This window comes from Metabacillus halosaccharovorans, assembly GCF_002019635.1.
Taxonomy (GTDB): Bacteria; Bacillota; Bacilli; order Bacillales; family Bacillaceae; genus Metabacillus; species Metabacillus halosaccharovorans.
The window spans coordinates 2,950,764-2,975,153 of sequence record NZ_KV917371.1 but is presented as its reverse complement, the minus strand read 5'-3'; the positions used below and the strand labels follow the sequence as shown (position 1 = coordinate 2,975,153).

Below are 24,390 nucleotides of genomic sequence, written 5' to 3'. Positions count from 1 at the left end.
AACTCTCCAATAAAGTGTTTGATATAGCTCATAAAAGTTTTGTACTATATAGTACGTTTTTTGTTAATCGAAATTAACGTTGGCACGCTTGGTTTTGTTTAGTTTTCAAAGATCATTTGTTGTCGTTTCATCAGAAGCGACTTTATTAATATATCATTTCCAACTCGTATCGTCAACAGTTTTTCAAAAAACTTTTTTCAATCAAGTCGGAGACAAAATGATCGCCGCTGCGTTATAAGTAACAGCGACGAATAATAATATAACATCTACAAAAAACTAAGTCAACACTTTTTATCAACAAAATATACTCTATGAAAAACTCCCTTGCCTTTTGTTTGTTGTCTTTCTATAGATACATATTTCTTTTCTACTAAAAACTCCAATAAAACACTTAAGTCCACGGAGTAATGTTGTAATTCAGGATGTTGATATAACTCATGGAAGTACCAGGAGTCTCTTTCAGACATAATGGATAGAATATGGCCTGCACCGACTTCTGTTTTTGAATGGATCAGAAAATCGCTTGCCAAGAATAAAAGCTCCAGTCTTTTTTCAAGAGATTCTTCTCCTTCAATAAGCTCTTTATATAGCTTATAAATTTGGGGCTCGATTTGTTTAACCTGATTCCAAACTGTTACTTCGGGGTAAAACCCCCTATCAATGACTTCTAATCTTGCTAAATGATGCAGCGCATGAACAATATGGTTGTATGTATCTAATAATTGATTTGATTCAAAGAATACTTTTCCTTCCAAATAACGTCGAATCAACTTGGCGAATTCAATCCCTATTTTCAACTTTCTCTCTGAAAACGGAAATGTTCTCAGACGCTCAACTAGTTCAGCTATGTATTCATTTCGGTCAAATAGGACCTTTCCATTCAAAATCCAATCAACCATTCTGCGGTTTGTTCCAAGTAAAATGGATTTGTTTACATCATCTTTTGACATGACAGTCAAAGAAGCTTTTTTATCATCATATTCATAATGTTTTACATATAAAGGGTGATTCAGTTCTGACACAATGACTAATAAAGCTACATCTAGATTATCTGTTAATGGTGAAGTTTCGTTTCGTTTTTCAATCATAACGATTGCTAAAGTATTTGGGTGGCTTGCACGTTCTTGATAAATTGGACGGAGAATATCTTCCATCAACATCATCCTCCATTATATTGGCTTTAATAATGTTTCTACATTAGTCTTAAAAAACCCTCTTCTATTAAAGCGAGACTTATCGGATCTTTATAGGCAGTTATCTCCCAGTTATCTTCTTTGTTTCTCTCGAATCTTGAAGTCGGAGTCTTACTGCCTGTTAAGAATGGGATAAGCGAGTTTCTATTCCTCTATTCTAAAACTAGTACCAAAAAAATATCATTTCTGATAAGATTAAAAAGCATAAGGATAGAAAGCGCTAAACTCGCTTTATCGTCATTAGGAGGGCAAAGTATGGCTCGTAAATATACAAGTAAAATCAATAAAATAAGAACCTTCGCTTTAAGCTTAATCTTTGTTGGATTTATCATTATGTATATCGGTGTTTTCTTCCGTACAAACATGTGGGTGATGACGATTTTCATGATGTTAGGTATGTTGTCGATCATTGCAAGTACGGTTGTTTATTTCTGGATTGGTATGCTATCAACAAAAGCTGTTCAAGTAACCTGTCCAAATTGCGGGAAACACACAAAGATATTAGGACGTGTTGATATGTGTATGTATTGTAAAGAACCTCTCACATTGGACAAGGATCTTGAAGGTAAAGAATTTGATGAAAGCTATAATCGTAAGAAGCTTAAATAGCACACAGAAAAGAACGGCTAAATTCTGCCGTTCTTTTTTAAATCAATGCAAAAACAAGTTATAAATAGCTTGTTTTAATGTGTTTCTTTCTTTTCACAGCTGTTGCACAATCCGTAAATTTCCATACGGTGGTGACTAACTTTAAATCCCGTTACATGTGCAGCTAAAGCCTCAACTTCATCAAGTCCCGGATAAGAAAAATCAACAATCTTTCCGCAACCTTCACAAATGACGTGATAGTGATCCGACGTTACAAAATCAAAACGACTAGATGCATCGCCATACGTTAATTCCTTAACAAGTCCAACTTCACGAAATACCCTTAAGTTGTTATAAACAGTAGCAACACTCATATTAGGGAATTTTCCTTCTAATGCTTTATATATATCATCGGCTGTAGGGTGAATCATGGAATCGACCAAGAATTCAAGTATAGCATGACGTTGAGGTGTAATACGTACTCCAGTTTGTTTCAGGGTATCTAATGCATCCTTTAATTGATGTTCAGACATCCGCCATGCACCTCACTTCTATAAAAATTCTTACATTATAATGTTTATAATTAGTGTACATTGTTACTACGACTTTTGTCAAACGTTACTTATACAATGTATTATTTACCACAATCTTTCATTCATGCCCTTATTAATATCTTTTACCTAGTGAAATCTTATTTTTCATCTGTTTATGTTCATTACTTATATAATCAGCAAGATTGCTTTTGAAAATCTCCATTGCTCTGGGTAGGTACCTTTTCGTGATTCCCGATAGATGAGGGGTAATCGTAACATTTTCCATGTCCCAAAGCTCATGCTCTGCTGGTAGTGGCTCTGTTTCAAATACATCTAAAACAGCATGAATGGATCTGTTTGTTTTAAGCACATCAATTAAATCCTTTTCGACGACCACGTCACCTCTTCCAATGTTGATAAACACAGCATGATCTTTCATGTTTTGAAAGAATTCCTTATTTAGTAGTCCTTTTGTTCGATCTGTGCTTGGGAGAACGGAAATAACAAAATCAGCTTGAGACAGCGGGTCTTTCACCTCACTCATTTTATACGTTTTATCATAATGTTCAACTTTTCTTCCATCACTATTTACACCCATCACATTCATCCCGAATGCTTGAGTTAGCTTTGCAGTTGCAGTTCCTATTGCTCCTGTTCCGATAATAAGCACTGTTTTCTCATAAAGTTCTTCCATTCTCACACGTCGATCCCAATTATGTAATCGCTGGTTTTCAGCTAACACTCCCGCTTGTCTTGAAACTTGAAGCATCATAGAGATACAATACTCAGCCATCGGAATAGCATGCACACCTTTTGAATTCGTCACCAAAATATCGCGCTCTTCAAGCACACTAAAAGGAAGTTGATCAATCCCGGCTGAGGCAACCATCATCCATTTCAGATTCTTAGCCTGGTTAATATGGTCCTCTGTCAAATCCTCTCCATACGTCAAGATAATATCTGCCTTTGGTAATAGATCAAGTGCCTCATTTATTTTTTTATCATGATAAAACACAACATCCGGATAAGAACGACTTAAATCCTCTTTCATATATTCTGGTAGTTTAACTGTAGATAATACCTTCACAATTATTTTCCCCTTTTTGTATATTCTAAGTTTCAAAAAAATTGGCTCGTTAAAAGTTTCCCTTATGTTCTGTACACAAAACTACTTTGGTTGATTGGAACGGATATGCGAGACTCCTGCGGTAGGCAAGCCTAGATACAAAGTAACAAAGTATAAAGGTATCAAAGCATTAAATAAAAAAGAGTGCGGACCTTAGTCCGCACTTCCAATCCGGCGCTAACATTTGAGGAGGTAATGCCTTCCCTAATAATCTACGCACAATCTATAAATTTGGCTGGACGTTTGCCTTACGTTTTAAAAATAGGCTCAATATTTTACTTAAGATTTTCCTGGTTTAAGCCCTTTAGCTCTGGAAGAACAAATTGGCCGTCTTTTCGAACAAGCACATCATCAAAATAAATTTCTCCTCCGCCATACTCAGGTCTTTGAATTAACACCATATCCCAATGGATCGCCGATTTATTTCCATTATTCGCTTCTTCATATGCCTCACCAGGTGTAAAATGAAAGCTTCCGCAAATCTTTTCATCAAACAAAATATCACCAATCGGTTCTTCAATATAAGGATGGAACCCTAATGCAAATTCCCCGATATATCTTGCACCCTCATCTGTATCCAGAATTTCATTCAATTTTTCGGTTTGATCTGAAACCGCATCAACGATTTTCCCATTTTCAAACGTAAGTTTCACATCGCGGAACGTAATTCCGTGATAGGGACAAGGTGTGTTGAAGGAAATCGTTCCATTAACAGAGTCTTTAATCGGGGCAGTAAAGATTTCACCATCAGGTACATTTGCTTCACCCGTACATGGAATCACCGGAATACCTTTGATCGAGAACTGCAAATCGGTGCCAGGCCCTGTAATTCTAACACGGTCTGTTTTTTCCATTAATTCTTTTAGGGGCTCGGCAGCACTTGCCATTTTGTCATAATCGACTGTACACACATCAAATAGATAATCTTCAAAGGAACTAGTGCTCATTCCTGCTTTCTGAGCTAATCCCTTTGTCGGATAATTCAACAGCACCCATTTACGATGATTTACATAGAATTCAGATACCGGCTTCATAATTTCTCCGCGGAGTTTATGCATTTCTGCAGGTACCTCGGCCATTTCCGCATCATTTTCTTCCCCAATAATGACAATAATGGCATCTACATCTTGATATGTTTGCATTTGCCATTTTGCTTGTGTTTCCAATTGTGCTTTTTGATAGTTCTTGGCTAGATGCAGTGTAATCTCATCATCAAGTATTTCCACATAAGGATATGCTCCCAATGAATAGGTTTGATCAATGATTTCCGTTATTAGAGGTTTTGTATTTAAGTGACCCCTAATTAACACTCTTTCCCCTTTCTTCACTTTCACCGAGTGATTTAACAGAACTGCGGCAAGTTTTTTTATTCTCTCATCTCTCATCATGGCACCTTCTATTTATTAAGATTGAATTTCTTTTATGTAATTCAAAGCTTCCTCAACATGATCTTTTACTTTTACCTTTCTCCATTCTTTGATGATTTTCCCATCAGGATCAATAATAAAAGTAGATCGCTCAATTCCCATATATTCTTTTCCGAAGTTTTTCTTCAGCTTCCACACGTCAAAAGCTTCTGCTAATTGGTGTTCATCATCAACTAATAGTTGAAAAGGCAAGTCATGTTTTTCTTTAAACTTTTGGTGTTTTTCCTGTGGATCAGGACTTACTCCGACGATGACTGCATTAACGTCTGCAAAGCTTTGATGCTGGTCCCGGAAGTCACATGCCTCAGTTGTACAACCAGGTGTCATATCCTTCGGGTAAAAATATAATACAACATATTTCCCTTTATAATCAGTTAAACTTACCTTTTCTCCACTGTCTGCTACTAATTCTATGTTAGGTACAATATTACCAACTTCAATTGACATAAAAATCCCTCCAACTTTTTCGTTCTCTCATTAGCGTAACCAACTTTTTGTCATCCTACAACTCTGAACTATTTTTCGATGCCAATAACTGTACGTGCTAAGAAAACAGCTGGAAGAACATAGCCAATTAAAGATTCTATAACTGCTAAAAACCGACCTATGCCGACCGGAACAACGTCACCATAACCTAATGAAAACAATGTCACCGCACTAAAGTATAGAGAGGTAAATAGGTTATCAAAATAGCCTCCCGTTGTGACGTTTCCAGCTTCTTGCAAGACCGGAATACTGCTTTGGATACAAATTAAATAGATGACCCCGAACCCTAATAGAAGGGATATATATAGATACATAATCATAATAATTGTTTCTACTGATAAAAAATTCTTTTGAAAGCAAACAATCACTACATATCTAAAACTCATAAAGATACAGACGGCAATACATATACCAAATAGAAGGCCCACATTTTCCCCCACCCTATTTAAGGTTGTCCTTTATACAATATATACACGCCTATGCCCGGTTATGAAAAAATAATAAAAAGGACTTAGCATGAAAGAGCTAAGTCCTTTTTTGTAGCCAAAATTAATTTCCTGCACCTCTATACCTTTTTACCCCTTGATTCCATAAAAATACAGAAAGCACAAAAAACACGATCCCTATTACAGGAGTCAAAAAGGAATACACATACCATTCTTCTTTATTTAGAAAATAAGCTGCCGGATACACACCGACAAATGCGAACGGCAGGATCCATGTTAATACAAAGCGGATAACCGAATTATAGATATCAACCGGATAACGACCATAGTTTCCGATATTGTACATCATAGGCATAAGGGATGTACGGGCATCTGACCAAAATCCGATGCTTGCTAATGAAACAAAAATCCCTGCATATACAAGGGCCCCGCTTATCACAAAGATAATAAAAAAGATGCTATCATACCAATGAAAACTTAAACAAAGTTGAATCGACGCATACCCCATAATAATAATACCGGTAATTGCTCCAAATAAAGACTCAAGCTCCATCCGTTCCAAAATCACTTGAAACAGACTGTGAATCGGTCTTGTTAAAATACGATCCATTTCCCCTTTTACGATATACCGTTCATTAAAATCCCAAATATTAAAAAATGCACCAAACACAGCAAATGGAACTAAGAAAAATCCGTAAATAAAGATAATTTCATCACGAGTCCAGCCGCTTAAAAACTGCGTATGACCAAATACTACAAGAATAAAGACCAAATTCGTTACTTGAAACAACATATCTGACAGCAATTCCACAACCATATCAGCTCTGTATTGCATTCTTGTTTTCATATATTGTCCTACATATTGGGTGAACATTGAAAAATAAAACATCTCATCATCCTCCCTGAATGATCATTCGTTTTTTTGCGATAGCCCAAAGAACCTGAATTGGGAGGAACAATACAAATGCCCAAAATCCTTGCAACAAAATAGCTTGAAGAACTTCATTTCCTTTTATTCCTTCAGTAAAAATCATGCTGGGAATATAGCTGATCGCCTGAAATGGAAAATATACCATTATGTCCTGGGCCCATATAGGGTAAAAGCTGATTGGTAATAACAGACCTGAGAACAGATCAATGATCACCCGCTTCGCTCTCATTAATCCGTCATTATTAAACAAGAAAAATGTTAACATCCCCGTAATTAAGTTAATCTGAGTATTCACGATAAAACTAAACACAAGTGAGCTTGCAAATAAAAGCCATGTTAATCCATTTGTTGAAAACTCCATCGGAAAAACAAGGGCTACAATGACCATCCCCGGTACCGAGAAGAATACCAAACGGAAAATCCCCTCACCAAATGCCTGCATCGTTTTCATGCCAAGGTAGTTATAAGGTCTTATGAGTTCGACTGCAACTTTTCCTTCTTTTATCTCAAGGGCAATTTCACGATCAATATTGTTAAAATAAAACGCCCTCGCCATCCATGACACAGCAATATATGTTGTCATTTGAACTGCTGATAATCCTTCAATCGATTCTTTCCCGCCATATATCGCGGTCCATAAAAAATAATAGGCACCTATATTTATGCTATAAATCAAAATTCCGCTATAATAATTGGTTCGATACGCAAGCATCATTAAAAAGCGGATTCTTATCATTTCAATATATTTATCCATGTTTTCACCTCAGCTTGAAAGGGCCTCTCCTTTTTCATAGATATTACGAATAACTTCTTCAGTGGAAATCTCTTTCACACTTACATCTGTAATTTGATGTGTCCCTACTATCCGACCAATTAACTCAGACATTTGTGATTCCTTATCACTAACAAGAGCATTCCACGAAAGCAATTTATCTCCCTTTTGCCACACCACATCAAGATCCTGAGTTAAGAAGCTGAGCTGTTCTTCAAGTACTTCCTGTTCAAATTGAAATTCAATTTGTTTTCCTTCTCCCCAATGTGAACGCAGCTTTGCTAAAGCACCATCATAGATGACTTTCCCTTCATCAAGCATAATGACACGCTCGCAAAGTGCTTCAATATCTGAAAGGTCATGGGTTGTCAGAAGAATCGTGGTTTTGTATTTTTCATTCATTTCTTTTAAAAATTGACGAATCTTAAGCTTCACAAGTACATCAAGACCGATTGTCGGCTCATCCAAAAACAAAAGAGGTGGATTGTGAATAAGTGCTGCTGCAAGCTCACATCTCATTCTTTGTCCAAGAGACAACTTTCTGACAGGCTTATCTAGCAAGGGACCTATATCAAGTGTAGAAATGACATGCTCCATATGCTCGTTATAATCTTTATCAGACACTTTATATACTTTTTTCAATAAACGAAATGACTCTTGGACAGCGATATCCCACCATAGCTGTGAACGCTGGCCGAATACAACTCCGATTGATCGTACAAACTGTTCACGTTCTTTATGAGGATTCATCCCATTGACCAAAACTTTACCTGACGTTGGTGTTAAGATCCCTGTCAGCATTTTAATGGATGTTGATTTCCCCGCTCCATTTTCACCAATATACCCAACCATTTCCCCCTGCTTCACAGTAAAGCTTACGTCATTCACAGCAGGAATGATTTTGTATTGTCTATTTAATAAATCTCGAAACGCACCCTTTAAGCCTTGTCTGCTCGAGTATGACTTAAATTCTTTGCGTAATTGGTTTACTTCAATGATGTTTGTCATTTTACTCCCTCCAAATCTGACCACAACTTAGTTTATCTAAAATGCGTTCATTCAACAAATGGTAAGCACCTAATTTCAAATTTTTTAGATTCAAAGATTCGTGTTAGAATAGCCATAGTCTTTTCATGTTTTACATAGTAGGAGGATACTGATGAATTTTTCAAAATCACAACAATTACACGAAGAAGCTTTACAACATATTGTAGGCGGAGTTAACTCTCCTTCCCGTTCTTATAAAGCTGTTGGCGGAGGAGCACCTGTTGTCATGGAAAGAGCAAAAGGTGCTTATTTCTGGGATGTAGACGGTAATCAATATATCGATTATTTAGCTGCATACGGCCCAATTATTACTGGACATGCTCACCCGCATATTACAGAAGCTATCACCAGGGCAGCTGAAACCGGTGTCCTTTACGGTACACCAACTCCACATGAAATCACATTTGCAAAAATGCTGAAGGAAGCGATGCCTGCAATGGACAAAGTTCGTTTTGTGAACTCTGGTACAGAGGCTGTCATGACAACGATAAGGGTAGCACGCGCCTATACCGGTCGTACGAAAATCATTAAATTTGCGGGCTGCTACCACGGCCATTCAGATCTTGTTTTAGTTGCAGCAGGATCCGGCCCTTCAACATTAGGAACTCCAGATTCTGCGGGTGTTCCAAAAAGCATTGCCCAAGAAGTTATCACTGTCCCATTTAACGAAATCGAACCATTAAAAGAAGCTTTAGATAAATGGGGAGATGAAGTGGCTGCAATTCTTGTTGAACCAATCGTAGGAAACTTTGGAATTGTTGAACCGAAGCCCGGTTTCTTAGAAGAAGTAAATGATGTTGTCCACAAAGCTGGAGCTTTAGTTATTTATGATGAAGTCATCACTGCGTTCCGTTTCATGTATGGAGGAGCTCAAGATCTGCTAGGTGTGTACCCTGACCTTACAGCACTGGGGAAAATTATCGGCGGCGGTCTTCCAATCGGGGCTTACGGCGGTAAAAAAGAAATTATGGATCAAGTTGCACCATTAGGACCTGCTTATCAAGCCGGAACAATGGCTGGTAATCCTGCTTCCATTCTTTCCGGAATAGCTTGTCTGGAAGTACTGAAACAAGAAGGTGTTTATGAAAACCTTGATAAATTAGGGGAAATCCTTGAAGAAGGAATATTACAGCATGCTCGTACATATAATATTCCGATAACGATCAACCGATTAAAAGGTGCATTAACCATTTACTTCACAACCGAAAAAATCTCAAACTATGAACAAGCTGAAAACACAGACGGTGAGATGTTTGCAAAATTCTTTAAGCTCATGCTTAATCAAGGAATTAACCTTGCTCCTTCGAAATACGAAGCCTGGTTCTTAACAACAGCACACACTGAAGAAGATATCCAAGTGACATTAAAAGCTGTTGAACAAGCATTTAGTGAACTAAGATAGCATGTAAAAGAAGAGGAAGACTCCTTCCAAGGGCACAGCTCTAGAGTCAACCTCTTCCTTTTTCTATTAAAGACTATTTTCAGAAAATATGGACGATTTACATTTTCGTAAAATAGGGTAAATACTTCTTGTAATAGGGAATAAAAGGCTGTATCATACGATATTGATTTTATATAAAAGTGTTGTTTATTTGAAAAACGAAAGGAATGTTTTAAGCATACATGAAACTAGGTGCACGCATCCTTAAGACAGGGATAGCCATTACACTAGCTTTATTTTTAGCATTAGCATTGGAATTGCCTTCTGTTGCTTTTGCCGGTATTTCAGCGATTTTTGCCATTCAACCAACTATTTACCGCTCTTATATTTCTATTATTGAACAGGTTCAAGCAAATGTCATTGGTGCCGCATTAGCCATCACCTTTGGATTAATTTTTGGCTCAAATCCGATTATCATTGGTCTCACAGCGATTATCGTCATTGCCATCAATATAAAACTAAAGGCCGAAAGCACAATTCCTGTTGCTCTCGTGACGGTTATCGCCATATTAGAAAGCCCTGGTGACGACTTTGTTCAAATCGCCTTGATTCGCTTTTCCACAATATTACTCGGAGTATTCGCAGCCTTTATCGTCAACTTAGTATTTCTTCCACCGAAATACGAAACAAAGCTTTACAACCGAATTGCAGAAAACACAGAAGATATTATCAAATGGATGAGAGTTAACATTCGCCATGCTTCTGAGCATAATGTATTAAAAGATGATATTGAAAAATTAAAAGAAAAAATGATCAAGTTGGATCAGCTTTATTTACATTATAAAGAAGAACGAAATTACTTTAAGCGTGAAAGCTATGCAAAATCAAGAAAACTCGTTCTTTTTCGACAAATGATTGTCACAACAAACAAAGCGTTAGAAACATTAAAAAAATTGCATCGCTTAGAAAATGACTTAAATCAAATGCCTGAGGATTTTCAAAAAATCCTCGTAACAGAATTAGATTACCTTCTATATTTTCATGAAGAATCTTTGCTTAGATTTATCGGAAAAACAAAGGCTCAACCATCAACCGAAATATCTGAGGAAGGCAAGTTTAATAAGGAGCAACTCACTTCTTTGTTTATGAGGTATCATGAACAACATGATACAGATTGTTTCTATTCACTGTTGCCGCTCGTTTCTTCAATCATCGATTATAGTGAGCAATTAGAGCATTTAGATACTCTAATTTACAGTTTTCATCATTATCACAAAGATGATAATGAGATTAAGCTTTCTGAGGAATAAGAAAAGGCACATCTCTCTATATTTGAGACATGTGCCTTTTTGGTTAATCAAGCTGTTGAATTTGAAATAGATTATAGTAGTGGCCTTCTTTTTGCATTAAGTCCTGATGTGTACCTTGCTCAACTATTCTTCCATCTTCAATGAGGACAATTTTGTCAGCGTGTGTAATGGTTGAAAGACGATGAGCCACAATAAAGGTTGTGCGTTCTTTTGCAAGCTTTTCAAGTGCCTCTTGTATAAGATGTTCACTTTCTAAATCAAGTGCTGATGTTGCTTCATCAAGAATTAGGATCGGCGGATTTTTTAAAAATACCCTCGCAATCGATACCCGTTGCTTTTGTCCACCGGAAAGCTTCACACCTCTTTCACCCACTCTTGTTTCATAACCATTTGGTAATTTCAAAATAAACTCATGAGCATTCGCTGCCTTAGCTGCCTGTACCACTTCTTCCTCTGTTGCATCAGGTTTTCCAATTAGAATATTTTCCCTTACCGTATTGCTGAACAAAAATGTATCCTGAAGAACCATACCAATTTGCTCTCGTAAACTTTGTGCTTCATAATCGCGAATATCTCTATTATCTAAAAGAATTTGCCCTTCTGTCACATCATAAAAACGGGGTAATAAACTTACCAGTGTCGATTTTCCTCCACCACTCATCCCTACAAGTGCCACTGTTTCGCCCTTATTGACACGCAAAGAAAGATTTTCAATAATAAGTGGCTCTTTTTCATGATAGCGAAAAGAAATATGTTTAAATTCAACTTCACCTTTTACTTGATCAGCTTTTTTCGCATTAGGCTTATCAACAACTTCATAAGGAACATCGATAAATTCAAACACACGGTCCATTGAGGCAAACGCCTGTGTTAAGGTTGTCGATGAATTAATGAGTCTTCGAAGCGGATTGTACAGCTGTTCGATATAGGCAATAAACGCAACCATCGTCCCGATCGTCAAATCCCCCTGAATGACCTGATAACCTGCAAAGGCAATGACAATCAATGGAGCAATATCAGTTAACGTATTAACAATCGCAAATGTTTTTGCATTCCAGCTAGTATGGTCGAGTGCTTTTCCAAGAAAATTAGAGTTTTCCTTCGCAAATTGCCCTTTTTCAAACTCTTCAGTCGCAAAACTTCGAATAACAGGCATTCCCTGCACTCTTTCATGTAAATGACCTTGTACTTCAGCAAGAGCCTGTGATCGCACTCTTGTTAAATGTCTTAATTTCCCGTAAAAATACTTCACCGACAATCCATAGAACGGAAAAAGAATAATGGATACGAGCGTTAATTTCACGTTCATAGACATCATAATTCCAACAGCAATGATGATCGTGACAATATCTAACCATACATTCATTAACCCAGTAATAACAAAATTCTTTGTTTGCTCAACATCATTTATCACACGAGATATAATTTCTCCAGCCCTCGTATTCGCATAATAACGCAAGCTTAATTTCTGTAGATGAGTAAATAATTGATCTCGAATATCATATAAGATTTTACTTGCGGTCCATTGTGCAAAATATTGCCGGTAATATTCCACAGGTGGACGAATCACGACAAACAACACAAACATGGACCCCATAATGGTCAATAATTCTTTTGTCTTTTCAGCATCTGTTCCAGTGCCGCCAATAATATTATCCACCACATGTCTTATTAACAAAGGCATTAGCAATGGAATAGAAAACTTGATGACACCGATTATAATTGTTCCTACAATTTGTAGGCGATAAGGCTTTACAAAAGCCATATATCGTCTTACAGCCCCCAAATAGATCCCCCTTTTCGAAATGCGTAAGCGCCTTGGTTGGTCTCTCCCTTTTATAATGTGAAAAAGGCTGACTCATCATTTACTCAAATCTTGAGTAAGCACGAGAGTCACCCTTGCCACTGTACATTTATTTTACGTATGTTAAATAGCGTTCATACCATTCATCGATAAATTCAGGTGCAAAAGGTCCTTTCTTTTGTCGAATCCATCGGAGTAGCGTGTCCAGATTTTTTCTTAAAATAAGATCAATTACTTCAGGATAGTTCATCATTTTGCTATGAAGTTCATATTCATCTTCATCTAATATGGTAAACGTCATATCAGGGTATACTTTTACATCAAGGTCATAGTCAATATATTTTAGAGCTTCGTCATCCCAAACAAATGGTGAACTGATATTGCAGTAGTAATAAACTCCATCTTCTCTTAGCATACCAATTATATTAAACCAGTGTCTGGCATGAAAATAGCATATTGCCGGCTCTCTTGTCACCCATGTTCTTCCGTCCGATTCAGTTACAATTGTTCGGTCATTCCCACCAATAATACAATGCTGAGACCCTTTTAAAACAGTTGATTCTTCCCAGACTCTATGGATATAGCCATTATGCTTATAACTATGAATTTGTATTTTGTCTCCTTCCCTGGGAAAGCCCACTTTTCTCCCCTTCTTTCAGTCGGTTGCTTCGTGAAACCTCTTTCACAAACGTATTCACCTAATATAGTTGTTCTTATTATAACGTTTGTGAATAGAAAAGGAAAATAAAAGAGTCATTTCCGGAAGAAATGACTCTTTTATTTTGTCGTTTACGAAACCGTTTCGAACTCTTGGTCTTCATAGGATTGAATAACTTCTTGAGTTTGTTTTTCGAATACTTGTTGAATCTTATTTAATTCTTCTTTCATGCTCTCTATTTCATCCTGAATGGATTGAAGTTTCGTTTCGTCTTGTAAGATATCCAATTGATTCTTAAGATCCTGGCATCTTTCAATTTCCGATTGTAAATATAATAATTTATCCATCGTTTTTAATTGCTCTCCTACCAATTGATCAAAATTCATATTTTTCTCCTTTCTTATAAGAGCGCATGCGCCGCCTTGTTCATCGCCGTAAAAAATTCTTATTTTTAAAACAAAGTTTGTGTTATTAACATTCGCCATTTGCTCGAACGATCCTTTGACTACTTATGTAGATGAATCAGAAGTTTTGTCGTTTGGAATTATTTGAAAGATTAGTCAACCTGAATATGATATGCTTCTAAAACGTATTTAATACATTCATGTTACTAAAAAAGAGCAAAAGAAAAGACACCTCCCTAGTAAATAGAGAGGTGTCTTCAAGCTAGCTAATTAAGAGTTTTGACCTTTTTTAGACTCAGCTTGTTGGTTTTGTTGACGTACTTGTTGAGCGTTTGTTTCGCTCGCGAATTCAGTACCAAATTGACCAGCTTGGCCAGCTTGGCTGCCACGAGCACTTTGAGCATTTTGTTGTCTTACTTCTTGAGCGTTTGTTTCGCTCGCAAATTCAGTGCCAAATTGACCAGCTTGGCCAGCTTGAGCGTTTTGTTGTTTTACGTGTTGGATGTTAGTACCTGATTGTGTTTTGTTGTTTTGTGCCATTCGATATCACCTCCACGAAATATAGATTGTCCCAGAGGTGATTTTTATATCCACAAAATTTAAGAAAAAATTTATTTATTTAAACAAGTAAAGAACGTCCGCCGTCGACGATGATTGTTTGGCCTCTAATCATGGAAGCATTTTCTGTTACTAAAAATTCAATTGCATTGACCATGTCCTCAATTTCAACCATTCTTCCTGCAGGTGTATTTTTCTTTGCATCCTCAAGAAGTTCTTCACGGTTCGGGAAATGCTTTAATGCGTCTGTGTCAACAGCTCCCCCTGAAACTGCATTTACGATGATATTCTTCGGAGAAAGCTCAACTGCTAAATATCTTGTAAGTGCTTCTAACGCTGCTTTTGAAACACCGACTGTTGTGTAATTTTCTAAATAGCGGATTGATCCTAAAGAGCTCGTGCTAACGATAAATCCTCCACCATTTTTCTCCATTAGCTTTGCAGCCTCTTGAGCACAAAACAAAAGTGCTTTGCTGTTGATATTCATCGTCCAATCCCAGTGGCTTTCTTCAAGCTCCATCGCCGGTTTTTGAACACCTGAAGCAGCATTGCTTACAAATACGTCCAATCTACCGAATTCTTCCTCAATAGTAGCGAAAAGTTCTTTAATTTTTTCCGGTTTCCCAACATTCGCCTTAACAGCAATTGCTTTTACACCCAGCTTTTCAATTTGCTCAACAACCTCTAGAGCGGCTGTTTTACTACGTGCATAATTAACAACAATGTCATATCCCTTTTCTGCTAAACGAAGGGCAACAGCTTTTCCAATTCCACGGCTGCTCCCTGTAATAAGTGCTACTTTATTTACTTGGGTCATTTTGTCATCTCCTTATATGTATCTAATCGCATAGATGTCATCATTGTATCAGATAATATAGTGAAACTTCTATGTTTGTTGATGTTCCCAAAATCAATTTCATGTACAACCTATTTTCCGGTAGAGGAGGATATATATATGTACGTTGGTCGTGATATGACTGAGTTATCAATGATGCCCAAAAACGAATGGAAAAAAGAAGAGCTTGCCTATTTCCATCACTCTCTTCAACAAATGGTTCCATACCTTAATGTAGAGGGCCAAACCATTCACCGTGAGATCGTTCAAGAAATCACGTCACGCGGCGGGCTTAAACGAAATGAAGCAGATTATACACATGGCACTAGAGTTTCTTATGAATAATTAAAAAGGCGATATGAAGCACTTAACTTGCTTCAAACTTCCCAAAAATGTCCTTCATCACTGGTATGAAGGACTTAACTAGTTTCAAACTTTGCAAAAACGTCCTTCATCAATGGTGTAAAGAACTCAGATATTAACTCTCAGACTCTTCTTGGTATATTTTATAGATTTTCTGATGTGATACAGGAAAAGCATACTTTTTCATTTCTTCTTCTGTTACAGGTAATAAATCCTCTGAGGGAATATTAGTTAATTTTCCGATAAACACAGAGATATTCCAAATCAAATGGGAAAACACATGTTCAACAGTTCCCGTTAATTCGGATATTTCTGCCTCAGCTTGGTATTCTTCTTTTATAAACTGCTTTACTTGTTCCCGATATGATTCTTTCGTTTCCGCTTTGATCTCCATATTTGGGAATTCCCAAAGATTAGCTAACAAACCTGTACCAGGACGTTTGTGAATATAAAGTCTGCCATGATCATCATAAAGAACAACCGCAGCCATTTGCAAAGGTTTTGGTTTCTTTTTCTTACTTTTTACCGGGAGCTCAGCCTGTACTCCCTCTGCAAAAGCTGAACAATACTCCCGCACCGGACATAATAAACAAGAAGGAGATGTTGGGGTACAAATTAACGCACCAAGTTCCATCACCGCCTGGTTAAAGGAAGACGGATCTTCTTTGGAAATCAATTTATATGTGGCCTCCTCAAAGATTTTCCTTGTTTTCGGCTTTGCAATATCATCCCAGATCGATAATATTCTTGAAAATACTCTCATCACATTTCCATCAACCGCCGGCTCCGGAATATTATATGCAATGCTTAATATTGCTCCTTTTGTATATGGTCCTACACCTTTTAATTTTGAAATTTCTTCTGGAGTATTTGGAACAACACCTGCATAAGAATTTGCAACCTCTTTAACAGCCGAATGAAGATTTCTAACCCGCGAGTAATACCCAAGTCCTTCCCATGCTTTTAAAACTTCCTCCTCATCTGCAATTGCAAGTGCTTCTATAGTAGGAAATTTCCCTATAAATGCATTAAAATAAGGAATAACGGTATCTACTCTTGTTTGCTGAAGCATGATTTCAGAAACCCAAATTTTATATGGATCTTGGTCTTTACGCCAAGGCAAATCTCTTTTTTCATGCTTATACCATGATATTAAATCATGCTGAAAATCATGTATTTGAAAGCTTTCCAGCTTATCTTTCACTTCATTTATCATTTATTTTTCCTCCGGATGTTAATTTACTTCATAATCGGGAAAATATATGGTAATTAGAAAAGCGCAAGCGCCTTGATCAGCCCCGAAAAGCATAAGATACAAATGAATAGAAGACGTTTTTTGTCTTCAATTCATTTGTATCTTATGACCTCGAGGGGCTAGGCGCTGGAGCTAGACACCAAGACTAAATTCTAAATTTAACACACTTTCTACCTGTTAAGAATAGTACAAGTTCATTTATAGATAAAGTCTTGATGTTTAAAAATAAACAGAAATGTTCACATTGGACATTATTGCATCATATATTTTCAAGGAACTTATGAAATAGAGCTTTTATGGACAATCACTTAGAAAACTTGGGTTATATCCTCGGGTGTTAAAACAAGGAGGTACATTCATTGGATACTGGAACACATGTGGTCATGGGCATTGCACTTGGCGGGTTAGCGACTCTTGATCCGGTCGTTGGCATTGATAATCCCACTGCTACAGCTGTAATGTTCGGCACAATTATTGGGTCACAAGCTCCTGACCTGGATACCATTTTAAAACTAAGAAATAATGCGAAATATATTCGAAATCATAGAGGGATTACACATTCAATCCCGGCTATCTTTATATGGTCTTTTTTGATTACAGGTATGCTGACGATTTTTATTCCTGAAAGCAATCTTCTTCATCTTTATCTTTGGACATTGTTCGCGATCGTTCTTCATGTTTTTGTTGATATTTTTAACGCATATGGTACCCAGGCTTTACGGCCATTCACAAAAAAGTGGATTGCTTTAGGTATAATTAATACGTTCGATCCTTTTATTTTTATCATGCATGTTATTGGTATTGTCATTTGGATTTTTGGTGCTCATCCAGGTTACACATTTTTGAGTATTTATATCATTTTGATTGGCTATTACCTTATTCGTTTTGCTATGAAGAGAAATATTGTCCGTCGTTTACACAAAATCATCCCAGATATTGAGCAGGTCATCATATCACCGACAATGAGGTTTCGTCAATGGCATATTGCAATCATGACTGATAAAACTTTTCATGTTGCTCGTTCTGTTAATGAAGAAATTATTCTGTTGGATGAGTTTGAGCGTGTGCCTGTTCCACAAACAGAAGTCATTAAGGCGGCAGAGGAAGATGATAATATTTCAGCTTTTTTATCATTTTCACCGGTTTATCGCTGGGAGGTTGATGAATTCAGTGATCATTTTGAGGTTCGATTTATCGACCTTCGTTATCGCAGTAAGGGTTATTATCCTTTCGTCGCCATCGTCCAATTAGACACAGACTTAAATATTGTCAGCTCTTATACAGGCTGGATTTTTAGTGAAGAAAAGCTGCGTAAGAAGCTTGAGCTTATTCCGGAATAAAATAGTAAGAGGATGACTGCCTGAGACGTCATCCTCTTTGTTTTAATGTTTTAAATAATCATCCTTATTCAGTAAGTCACGATACTTCGGATTAGTTGCAATAAAATCATGCAGCTTGTCTCCATAATGCGTAATTAATTGTCTCACGACTGTTTCTGTTACTTGTTTTCCTTGATAAGTATTTCCTGTTTTGGCTTGGGTTGATTCAAAGTCTTCCCAAAGCAGTTCTACCCATGTTCGTGCTTGGGCATAGGATAAACTGTTATTTTTGTTTAACAGCTCATTTGTTAATCGTTCAAAATAATCTTCCATTATTCTCACCTCTAGGCAGGATTCTCTACTTATATTTCACCATTTAGCAACCATACTATTAATACGCTTCACTTAATTGAAGCTAATAAATGATGATTTGGAGGGGATTGTGTTGCGTAACAAAGCATCAGGATTTCCAAACATGGGCAACAACAAGTTTGAAGGCGAACCAAGAGCTAAAGATGAATTTGCTTCAAAAAGAGCAAACGGGACAATTAACTCTCACCCGCAAGAACGGATGAGAGCATCTGGTCAACGTGAAAATCCTTACTCTTAATACGCTAAACCAAACTTGTGGAGGTGCTTAATAATGGGTTCACACAGTCATAAAAAATTTTACGACAATATGTATTCAAATCCATTCAATCAGCCTTGGGCTAATCCAAAACATGCACATGCTCAAGTAAATGGGCAAACACAACAATCCCAAGACCTCATCATTTTAAAAAGACAAACAAGAAAGCAATCGTAACAGATTTAAGGGTAACTCAATGGGTACTTCTATTGAGTTACCCTTTTATTAACATAGAAATAGGTAATGCTTCCTCATGATCAGGTGATGATAACCGATATCCCCACGCAAAAATTCCGTTCATATAGTTAATTTTAAAGGACTCGCCAGGTGCTCCTTCAATTTCATAAACTTCTTCAGGCTTATAATCGTCAGGATCTAACAAATAGGATTTTGCCATCGTAATTTTTCTTTCTAAAACGGCAAACTCATTGATAATTCCCAGCTGCTCTGCTTTTCTTGCTTTTTCCTTAAGGCCGGCTATTTCATTTTTCAATTCATACTCCGTCATTTCACTATAACGCTTTGTTAACACTTTTTATCCCCCTCATTCTTCATCTTCAAGAAACTTTTCAATCAACTCAATGGAAAACCCTTTTCTATATAAAAATTGTTTCATCTTCATTCGATACTGATAGGGATCTTCATTTTGATATTTTCTTTGTGCTTTTTCAGCATGCTTCATTAGGGCCGTCCATTCTTCTGATTCATCTTGTTCATATTGGACTTCATCTAATACCTTAGAAATAATATCGTAAGGAAAGCCTTTCCTCATAAGGTGCTGTTCAATTTTTTGCTTGAGCTGGACCGTGGATATTTTGTTATTCTTTTTTAGCAGCTTTTCTGCATGATCAATTGCCTCTTGTAGCTGATCATCATCGTTGTACTCTTGAAGTGCTTGTTCGATAAAGCCCTGATTAATGCCTTTTCCGATTAGCTCTCTTTTTAAAACACTTGGTCCTTTTCCATTTGTTTGTTTTTGAGTCCGTACATAAGCAATAGCAAATTCCAAATCATCAACATAGTTGTACTCTTTTAATTTGTAGATGACGTCTTGAATAATTACATCATTAAATTCTTTTTTTGCTAAATGTTCGGCCACTTCTTTTATCGAGCGCATACGATAACTTAAGAACTCTAAGGCTTTATTATATGCCTTTTTACTAAGATCTCCATATTGGATCTCATGGATTTCGAGCTCATCAATTTCCTGGCCTTTTCGGAGATTGTATTTAATGAATACATCTTGATCAACACTAAATGCATACTTTTCTCCTTGACCGTCGTCCAAATATATATTGAATCGTTCTGTTGATTGCTTTTGGGTTGTAATTTTTGTAATCAAAGCCATCCTTGTTCTCACCTACTATCTTTTTAATAACATAACACATTCAAAAGAGGATATTTTCAAAATTAATGGTATTAATGAATTATAGAATAATACATGAACAGGAAGTGTTGTTATTGAAAATTGCAATCTCGGGTGGTACTGGTTTTATTGGGAAGCATTTAACACAGTATTTTTTAAATAAAGGTCATGATATTTATATTTTAACACGAAGCCAAAAAACTTCTGCTGAAAAGAACTTACATTTTGTTCAATGGATGACAGAAACCTCAAATCCCGCTCTGTCTCTTGAAGGTGTTGATGTCATAATCAACTTAGCTGGAAAGTCCATTAATGACCGTTGGACCGAAGAGGCGAAAAAACAAATAATTGATAGCAGAGTTCAATCAACAAGAGCTATTTACTCGATCATTTCCTCTTTACGTGAAAAACCTAAAGTATTCATTAATGCAAGTGCAATCGGTCTTTACGGTACCTCTTTAACAAAAACGTTTACCGAACAGTCAAATGAAACTGGTTCAGATTTTCTTGCAGAAACAGTTGAAACTTGGGAAAAGGAAGCAAGCAGGATCCAGGAGCTCAATGTTCGTACTGTTTTCACTCGATTTGGAATTGTGTTAGGTGATGAAGGAGCGTTATCGAAGATGGTATTGCCGTATAAATTGTTTGCAGGTGGCAGCCTTGGTTCAGGACAACAATGGGTGTCATGGATTCATGTGATGGATCTTGTCCGCCTAATTGAACATATCATCTTTTCAACTGTTTCAGGACCGGTCAATGCTGTATCTCCAAATCCTGTAACAATGAACGAGTTCGGAAAAACAATCGGCAATGTTCTTAGCCGTCCTCATTGGTTTCCTGCTCCCGCCTTTGCTCTAAAAATGGTGTTAGGTGAAATGAGCCTGCTTATTTTGGAAGGTCAAAAAGTATTACCAGAAAAAGCGTTAGAAGATGGTTTCACATTTACTTATCCACATGTTGATAAAGCGTTACAAGATATTTTAGCATCATCTTAAAGATGGTGAAAACAAGGAGTATTGAAGGATGAAATTAACACTTTTTAAACAAGCAACCGTTTATCCGATAACCTCTCCTCCTGTTTATGAGACAGATGTTCTTGTTGAAAACGGTAAAATTAAGGCTATTGGGAAAAATTTAGAACCCACTGAATCGACAGATATGATTATATGTAAGGATAAATATTTATTCCCCGGATTTATTGATGTTCATACACACTTAGGTCTCTATGACGAAGGCACTGGCTGGGCTGGTAATGACGCCAATGAAACGATCGAGCCCATTACCCCGCATATCCGTGCATTAGATGGTGTTCATGCACTGGATCCGGCTTTTAAGGATGCCATTAAATACGGCATCACAACCGCACATGTGATGCCGGGAAGCGCAAATGTGATAGGAGGAACCACTTCTGTTATCAAGACATATGGTATTAATGTTTCAAAAATGATTGTGCAGGAAACAGCTGGTCTTAAAATTGCTCTTGGTGAAAATCCTAAACGAATGCATAGCCACGGCAATAAAGAATCCATTACAAGAATGGGTATAATGGGTATGCTTCGTGAGGCTTTCTATCAGGCAAAATATTGTGATGAAAAAGAAGATTTCCGTTCCATTCCTATAAAAAAAGCATTACGAAGGGAAATCCCGGTACGCATCCATGCTCATAGAGCAGATGACATAATGAGTGCTATACGATTTGCAGAGGAATTCAACTTAGACTATCGAATTGAGCATTGCACAGAAGGACATCTCATTGCAGATGAATTGGTAGGGAAGAAAATAAAAGTATGTGTGGGACCCACTTTAACCCGAAGATCAAAAATAGAATTAAAAAACAAAACATGGGAAACTTATCAAGCACTATCCGAGAAAGGTGTCGAAGTCTCTATCACAACCGATCACCCGTATACCCCGATTCAATATTTAAATCTATGTGCCTCTCTCGCCGTGAGAGAAGGTTTTGATGAACAAAAAGCACTGGAAGGGATAACAATTACTGCAGCACGCAATTTAAGAGTAGATGAAAGAGTCGGAAGTATAGAAGTCGGTAAAGACGCAGACCTTGTTATCTGGAATTACCACCCCTTCCACTATCTTGCCAAGCCGGAATTAACAATGATTAACGGTGACATCGTATATAAAAAGTGACAAAATAATATTATCTTACTATTGTTTTGTTTTTCGTCAGGCTTCTTTTAAGCTGTTTTAATTTAACGTACTAAAACATATGATATTAGTATGTTTTACAAGCAGAATAAATTGCCAGAATATCATAAAGTTTGCCAAATCAACAACTATTGTACGATATAAAAAATATTTTTTAATTCGACAAAAAAGGAGTATCTTTTTCATTTAAAATGCCGTATGATACTTCATGGAAGCAATGCTTTTATATGAAAACACAATTAAATCTAGTAATGGGAAGGCAAATGGTGCGCCACCAGCTTTACTGGTTCTAGTGGGTTCGATTCCCACCCCGAAATTTTTTGAAGGTAAATCAACATAAAAAATTTCGAGGGTGAGGACGACCATATCACGTGGAGTCTGCCCTCAGGTTGGAGGGATCCAGATGCTAAAAAAACGTGATATTTATGATAGTCATACACTTTATGAACACATGGTTCACCCTGATGTCTTCCCATTTGTGCGTCATAAAGCAAATTCTTTTGAAGAATATCTATTTCTAACAAAACAAACGATTGAGGCTGAAGAACGAGGTGAATTGATTTCACGTACCATTTTAGATGAATGGGGCTCTCCAATCGGCACAATCAGTTTGTTTGATATCCAAGACAAAGCAGGTTTTTTAGGCACCTGGATCGGCAAACCTTATCATGGCAAAGGCTATAATCAGATGGCAAAAGACGCTTTCTTTAATGAGCTATTCTACGAATTAGATATCGAAACAATCTTCTTGCGAATTCGCAAACAAAACATCCGCTCAACTAGAGCCGCAGAAAAACTACCTTATGTTGTAAATGCCAATGAAACAAGAGCACATTTACTAGAACAAATTAACAATGGCGAAGACATTTTTAATTTGTTTGAAATTACTAGAGATCAATATACAATTTATAAATACCATAATGCGTCTGAAGTTGATGATCAACAGCTGAAAGAGGCTTAATTAGGTGGGATTCTATTGAATCCCGCCTTTTTTATTCGGAGAGGAACCTTGTGTAGAGTACATATTTTCGATTCTGTGGATTTATTTACGGTTTTGAAGATATATTTTCGATTCTCGAGATTTATTAACGATTCTGAGAATATATTTACTATTAGACATTTTTCGCCAAAAATCGACCAACTATCATCCTCCACAACATCTAAATTTCAAGACAATCTGTATGAATCTCTCACCCCTTGTCAAAACTAAACCTTGAATACTATATTTTGGAAGGATGATCATGATGGCATCAGAAAAGAAAAGACGAGATAAATCAAAAAGTACACTTTCCAGTATGCAGGAAGTGACATACTCTAGAGAATTCAAAAATGCTGATCGTGCTGGTGGATACATAAGCAAAAATAGTCACTAACTTCCAACATGAAATGACGAAAATAAGCCATCCTAAACTTGAACGAAAAGTTCAATTTTATTAAGGGGGCTTTTTTTCATGGGCAGAGGTCATCAACATAACCATAAAGCACGTGATAAGAACTCAACAACTCTTCCACAAACACCTAAAAACCTAAAAAGAGATGGTGTGGATGAAGAATTTTCAAGAGAATTAGCAGATCAAGCTGATCTGGAGGCTCAAGCTAGAGCAAACGCTGCCAATCAACGACAAAGTACAAACCGTAATTCCTAATAAGAATGGAAGTGGACAACTCCACTTCCTTTTCTATTTGTGGAAAAAGATGTGGATAAACCAATACTAAAGTTGTGGATAATGTGGATATGTATGTTAATATCTCTAAAATAAGGCATAAATTATCCACAGGTTACATAATTTCTCC

General features: G+C 36.8%; 30 protein-coding genes. 12 read left to right on the top strand and 18 right to left on the bottom strand.

Annotation, left to right across the window (positions count from 1 at the left end):
• Positions 1-281: 281 nt before the first annotated feature.
• Entirely contained in the window at positions 282-1,154 is an 873-nt protein-coding gene (locus BK577_RS14330; protein ID WP_078433402.1) for a nucleotidyltransferase-like protein, read from the bottom strand.
• A 294-nt stretch (positions 1,155-1,448) separates the two neighbouring features.
• Between BK577_RS14330 and BK577_RS14325 the strand changes: the two genes are divergently transcribed.
• A complete protein-coding gene (locus BK577_RS14325) occupies positions 1,449-1,802 on the top strand; it encodes a YgzB family protein (RefSeq protein ID WP_026562287.1) in 354 nt (117 codons plus the stop codon).
• Positions 1,803-1,876: 74 nt separating this feature from the next.
• Here BK577_RS14325 and perR read toward each other — a convergent pair whose 3' ends face one another.
• The 8 genes from perR to BK577_RS14285 all read right to left on the bottom strand — a co-directional run bounded on the left by perR (position 1,877) and on the right by BK577_RS14285 (position 8,510).
• A complete protein-coding gene (perR, locus tag BK577_RS14320) occupies positions 1,877-2,314 on the bottom strand; it encodes a peroxide-responsive transcriptional repressor PerR (protein WP_026562286.1) in 438 nt (145 codons plus the stop codon).
• Between the two features lie 133 nt (positions 2,315-2,447).
• Positions 2,448-3,401 carry a D-2-hydroxyacid dehydrogenase gene (locus BK577_RS14315; RefSeq protein ID WP_078433401.1) on the bottom strand — a complete coding sequence of 318 codons (954 nt, stop codon included), beginning with the start codon at positions 3,399-3,401 and terminating at the stop codon, positions 2,448-2,450.
• A gap of 314 nt (positions 3,402-3,715) precedes the next feature.
• Positions 3,716-4,825 (bottom strand): aminopeptidase, encoded by a 1,110-nt coding sequence (locus BK577_RS14310; protein ID WP_078433400.1) that lies wholly within the window; start codon positions 4,823-4,825, stop codon positions 3,716-3,718.
• Positions 4,826-4,843: 18 nt separating this feature from the next.
• Positions 4,844-5,314 carry a thioredoxin-dependent thiol peroxidase gene (gene bcp, locus BK577_RS14305; RefSeq protein ID WP_078433399.1) on the bottom strand — a complete coding sequence of 157 codons (471 nt, stop codon included), beginning with the start codon at positions 5,312-5,314 and terminating at the stop codon, positions 4,844-4,846.
• A gap of 68 nt (positions 5,315-5,382) precedes the next feature.
• On the bottom strand, positions 5,383-5,781 hold the full coding sequence (locus BK577_RS14300) for an ion channel (RefSeq protein WP_078433398.1): 399 nt from the start codon (positions 5,779-5,781) through the stop codon (positions 5,383-5,385).
• Between the two features lie 121 nt (positions 5,782-5,902).
• Entirely contained in the window at positions 5,903-6,688 is a 786-nt protein-coding gene (locus tag BK577_RS14295) for an ABC transporter permease (protein ID WP_078433397.1), read from the bottom strand.
• Positions 6,689-6,692: 4 nt separating this feature from the next.
• Entirely contained in the window at positions 6,693-7,484 is a 792-nt protein-coding gene (locus BK577_RS14290; protein WP_078433396.1) for an ABC transporter permease, read from the bottom strand.
• 9 nt (positions 7,485-7,493) lie between these two features.
• The gene (locus BK577_RS14285) at positions 7,494-8,510 is read right to left on the bottom strand and encodes an ABC transporter ATP-binding protein (RefSeq protein WP_078433395.1); all 1,017 of its coding nucleotides are present in this window, start codon (positions 8,508-8,510) and stop codon (positions 7,494-7,496) included.
• Positions 8,511-8,661: 151 nt separating this feature from the next.
• On the opposite strand from BK577_RS14285, the gene BK577_RS14280 reads away from it, so the two are divergent.
• Together BK577_RS14280 and BK577_RS14275 are read left to right on the top strand one after the other, a co-directional pair.
• Entirely contained in the window at positions 8,662-9,951 is a 1,290-nt protein-coding gene (locus tag BK577_RS14280; RefSeq protein WP_078433394.1) for a glutamate-1-semialdehyde 2,1-aminomutase, read from the top strand.
• A gap of 221 nt (positions 9,952-10,172) precedes the next feature.
• Positions 10,173-11,240 carry an FUSC family protein gene (locus tag BK577_RS14275; RefSeq protein ID WP_078433393.1) on the top strand — a complete coding sequence of 356 codons (1,068 nt, stop codon included), beginning with the start codon at positions 10,173-10,175 and terminating at the stop codon, positions 11,238-11,240.
• A gap of 43 nt (positions 11,241-11,283) precedes the next feature.
• On the opposite strand, the gene BK577_RS14270 is transcribed toward BK577_RS14275, so the two are convergent.
• The 5 genes from BK577_RS14270 to fabL all read right to left on the bottom strand — a co-directional run bounded on the left by BK577_RS14270 (position 11,284) and on the right by fabL (position 15,481).
• Positions 11,284-13,026, bottom strand: coding sequence for an ABC transporter ATP-binding protein (locus BK577_RS14270; protein ID WP_078433392.1), 1,743 nt, complete (start codon positions 13,024-13,026; stop codon positions 11,284-11,286).
• 127 nt (positions 13,027-13,153) lie between these two features.
• Entirely contained in the window at positions 13,154-13,684 is a 531-nt protein-coding gene (gene ntdP, locus BK577_RS14265; protein ID WP_026562275.1) for a nucleoside tri-diphosphate phosphatase, read from the bottom strand.
• A gap of 149 nt (positions 13,685-13,833) precedes the next feature.
• The gene (locus BK577_RS14260) at positions 13,834-14,088 is read right to left on the bottom strand and encodes a YgaB family protein (protein ID WP_078433391.1); all 255 of its coding nucleotides are present in this window, start codon (positions 14,086-14,088) and stop codon (positions 13,834-13,836) included.
• A 288-nt stretch (positions 14,089-14,376) separates the two neighbouring features.
• The gene (locus BK577_RS14255; protein WP_078433390.1) at positions 14,377-14,646 is read right to left on the bottom strand and encodes a gamma-type small acid-soluble spore protein; all 270 of its coding nucleotides are present in this window, start codon (positions 14,644-14,646) and stop codon (positions 14,377-14,379) included.
• Between the two features lie 79 nt (positions 14,647-14,725).
• The gene (gene fabL / locus BK577_RS14250) at positions 14,726-15,481 is read right to left on the bottom strand and encodes an enoyl-[acyl-carrier-protein] reductase FabL (protein ID WP_078433389.1); all 756 of its coding nucleotides are present in this window, start codon (positions 15,479-15,481) and stop codon (positions 14,726-14,728) included.
• A 138-nt stretch (positions 15,482-15,619) separates the two neighbouring features.
• Here fabL and BK577_RS14245 point away from each other — a divergent pair, with 138 nt between their 5' ends.
• Positions 15,620-15,844 carry a hypothetical protein gene (locus BK577_RS14245; RefSeq protein WP_026562271.1) on the top strand — a complete coding sequence of 75 codons (225 nt, stop codon included), beginning with the start codon at positions 15,620-15,622 and terminating at the stop codon, positions 15,842-15,844.
• Positions 15,845-15,977: 133 nt separating this feature from the next.
• Here the strand turns inward: BK577_RS14245 and mutY are convergent, their stop codons facing one another.
• On the bottom strand, positions 15,978-17,075 hold the full coding sequence (mutY, locus tag BK577_RS14240; protein ID WP_078433585.1) for an A/G-specific adenine glycosylase: 1,098 nt from the start codon (positions 17,073-17,075) through the stop codon (positions 15,978-15,980).
• A gap of 401 nt (positions 17,076-17,476) precedes the next feature.
• Between mutY and BK577_RS14235 the strand changes: the two genes are divergently transcribed.
• Positions 17,477-18,457: a metal-dependent hydrolase gene (locus BK577_RS14235; RefSeq protein ID WP_078433388.1), complete on the top strand. Its 981-nt coding sequence runs from the start codon at positions 17,477-17,479 to the stop codon at positions 18,455-18,457.
• A gap of 42 nt (positions 18,458-18,499) precedes the next feature.
• On the opposite strand, the gene BK577_RS14230 is transcribed toward BK577_RS14235, so the two are convergent.
• Positions 18,500-18,769 (bottom strand): YfhJ family protein, encoded by a 270-nt coding sequence (locus BK577_RS14230; RefSeq protein WP_078433387.1) that lies wholly within the window; start codon positions 18,767-18,769, stop codon positions 18,500-18,502.
• Positions 18,770-18,881: 112 nt separating this feature from the next.
• Here BK577_RS14230 and BK577_RS14225 point away from each other — a divergent pair, with 112 nt between their 5' ends.
• Positions 18,882-19,046, top strand: a complete 165-nt coding sequence (locus BK577_RS14225) for a small, acid-soluble spore protein K (RefSeq protein WP_026562267.1) — start codon at positions 18,882-18,884, stop codon at positions 19,044-19,046.
• Positions 19,047-19,079: 33 nt separating this feature from the next.
• Entirely contained in the window at positions 19,080-19,241 is a 162-nt protein-coding gene (locus BK577_RS14220; protein WP_078433386.1) for a YpzG family protein, read from the top strand.
• A gap of 37 nt (positions 19,242-19,278) precedes the next feature.
• On the opposite strand, the gene BK577_RS14215 is transcribed toward BK577_RS14220, so the two are convergent.
• Both BK577_RS14215 and recX read right to left on the bottom strand, forming a co-directional pair.
• Positions 19,279-19,596, bottom strand: coding sequence for a YfhH family protein (locus BK577_RS14215; protein WP_139367310.1), 318 nt, complete (start codon positions 19,594-19,596; stop codon positions 19,279-19,281).
• Between the two features lie 12 nt (positions 19,597-19,608).
• Positions 19,609-20,412 (bottom strand): recombination regulator RecX, encoded by an 804-nt coding sequence (gene recX / locus BK577_RS14210; protein ID WP_078433385.1) that lies wholly within the window; start codon positions 20,410-20,412, stop codon positions 19,609-19,611.
• 113 nt (positions 20,413-20,525) lie between these two features.
• On the opposite strand from recX, the gene BK577_RS14205 reads away from it, so the two are divergent.
• The 5 genes from BK577_RS14205 to BK577_RS14185 all read left to right on the top strand — a co-directional run bounded on the left by BK577_RS14205 (position 20,526) and on the right by BK577_RS14185 (position 24,242).
• Entirely contained in the window at positions 20,526-21,425 is a 900-nt protein-coding gene (locus BK577_RS14205; RefSeq protein ID WP_078433384.1) for a TIGR01777 family oxidoreductase, read from the top strand.
• 28 nt (positions 21,426-21,453) lie between these two features.
• On the top strand, positions 21,454-22,578 hold the full coding sequence (locus tag BK577_RS14200) for an amidohydrolase (RefSeq protein ID WP_078433383.1): 1,125 nt from the start codon (positions 21,454-21,456) through the stop codon (positions 22,576-22,578).
• Between the two features lie 421 nt (positions 22,579-22,999).
• Positions 23,000-23,557, top strand: a complete 558-nt coding sequence (locus BK577_RS14195; RefSeq protein ID WP_078433382.1) for a GNAT family N-acetyltransferase — start codon at positions 23,000-23,002, stop codon at positions 23,555-23,557.
• A 283-nt stretch (positions 23,558-23,840) separates the two neighbouring features.
• Entirely contained in the window at positions 23,841-23,969 is a 129-nt protein-coding gene (locus BK577_RS14190) for a YfhE family protein (protein ID WP_078433381.1), read from the top strand.
• 78 nt (positions 23,970-24,047) lie between these two features.
• Complete coding sequence (locus tag BK577_RS14185; protein ID WP_026562261.1) at positions 24,048-24,242, top strand: YfhD family protein; 195 nt, start codon at positions 24,048-24,050, stop codon at positions 24,240-24,242.
• The last annotated feature ends 148 nt before the right edge of the window (positions 24,243-24,390 follow it).

Excerpts from the sequence above, each read along its gene's own strand:
- BK577_RS14295 (WP_078433397.1), bottom strand. The coding sequence starts at position 6,688 with ATGTTTTATTTTTCAATGTTCACCCAATATGTAGGACAATATATGAAA.
- BK577_RS14275 (WP_078433393.1), top strand. The coding sequence starts at position 10,173 with ATGAAACTAGGTGCACGCATCCTTAAGACAGGGATAGCCATTACACTA.
- BK577_RS14220 (WP_078433386.1), top strand. The coding sequence starts at position 19,080 with ATGGGTTCACACAGTCATAAAAAATTTTACGACAATATGTATTCAAAT.
- BK577_RS14290 (WP_078433396.1), bottom strand. The coding sequence starts at position 7,484 with ATGGATAAATATATTGAAATGATAAGAATCCGCTTTTTAATGATGCTT.
- BK577_RS14255 (WP_078433390.1), bottom strand. The coding sequence starts at position 14,646 with ATGGCACAAAACAACAAAACACAATCAGGTACTAACATCCAACACGTA.
- BK577_RS14260 (WP_078433391.1), bottom strand. The coding sequence starts at position 14,088 with ATGAATTTTGATCAATTGGTAGGAGAGCAATTAAAAACGATGGATAAA.
- recX (WP_078433385.1), bottom strand. The coding sequence starts at position 20,412 with ATGGCTTTGATTACAAAAATTACAACCCAAAAGCAATCAACAGAACGA.
- BK577_RS14195 (WP_078433382.1), top strand. The coding sequence starts at position 23,000 with ATGCTAAAAAAACGTGATATTTATGATAGTCATACACTTTATGAACAC.
- BK577_RS14325 (WP_026562287.1), top strand. The coding sequence starts at position 1,449 with ATGGCTCGTAAATATACAAGTAAAATCAATAAAATAAGAACCTTCGCT.
- BK577_RS14310 (WP_078433400.1), bottom strand. The coding sequence starts at position 4,825 with ATGAGAGATGAGAGAATAAAAAAACTTGCCGCAGTTCTGTTAAATCAC.
- perR (WP_026562286.1), bottom strand. The coding sequence starts at position 2,314 with ATGTCTGAACATCAATTAAAGGATGCATTAGATACCCTGAAACAAACT.
- BK577_RS14190 (WP_078433381.1), top strand. The coding sequence starts at position 23,841 with ATGGCATCAGAAAAGAAAAGACGAGATAAATCAAAAAGTACACTTTCC.
- BK577_RS14330 (WP_078433402.1), bottom strand. The coding sequence starts at position 1,154 with ATGGAAGATATTCTCCGTCCAATTTATCAAGAACGTGCAAGCCACCCA.
- BK577_RS14230 (WP_078433387.1), bottom strand. The coding sequence starts at position 18,769 with ATGGAAGATTATTTTGAACGATTAACAAATGAGCTGTTAAACAAAAAT.
- bcp (WP_078433399.1), bottom strand. The coding sequence starts at position 5,314 with ATGTCAATTGAAGTTGGTAATATTGTACCTAACATAGAATTAGTAGCA.
- BK577_RS14285 (WP_078433395.1), bottom strand. The coding sequence starts at position 8,510 with ATGACAAACATCATTGAAGTAAACCAATTACGCAAAGAATTTAAGTCA.
- BK577_RS14245 (WP_026562271.1), top strand. The coding sequence starts at position 15,620 with ATGTACGTTGGTCGTGATATGACTGAGTTATCAATGATGCCCAAAAAC.
- BK577_RS14280 (WP_078433394.1), top strand. The coding sequence starts at position 8,662 with ATGAATTTTTCAAAATCACAACAATTACACGAAGAAGCTTTACAACAT.
- fabL (WP_078433389.1), bottom strand. The coding sequence starts at position 15,481 with ATGACCCAAGTAAATAAAGTAGCACTTATTACAGGGAGCAGCCGTGGA.
- BK577_RS14200 (WP_078433383.1), top strand. The coding sequence starts at position 21,454 with ATGAAATTAACACTTTTTAAACAAGCAACCGTTTATCCGATAACCTCT.
- BK577_RS14185 (WP_026562261.1), top strand. The coding sequence starts at position 24,048 with ATGGGCAGAGGTCATCAACATAACCATAAAGCACGTGATAAGAACTCA.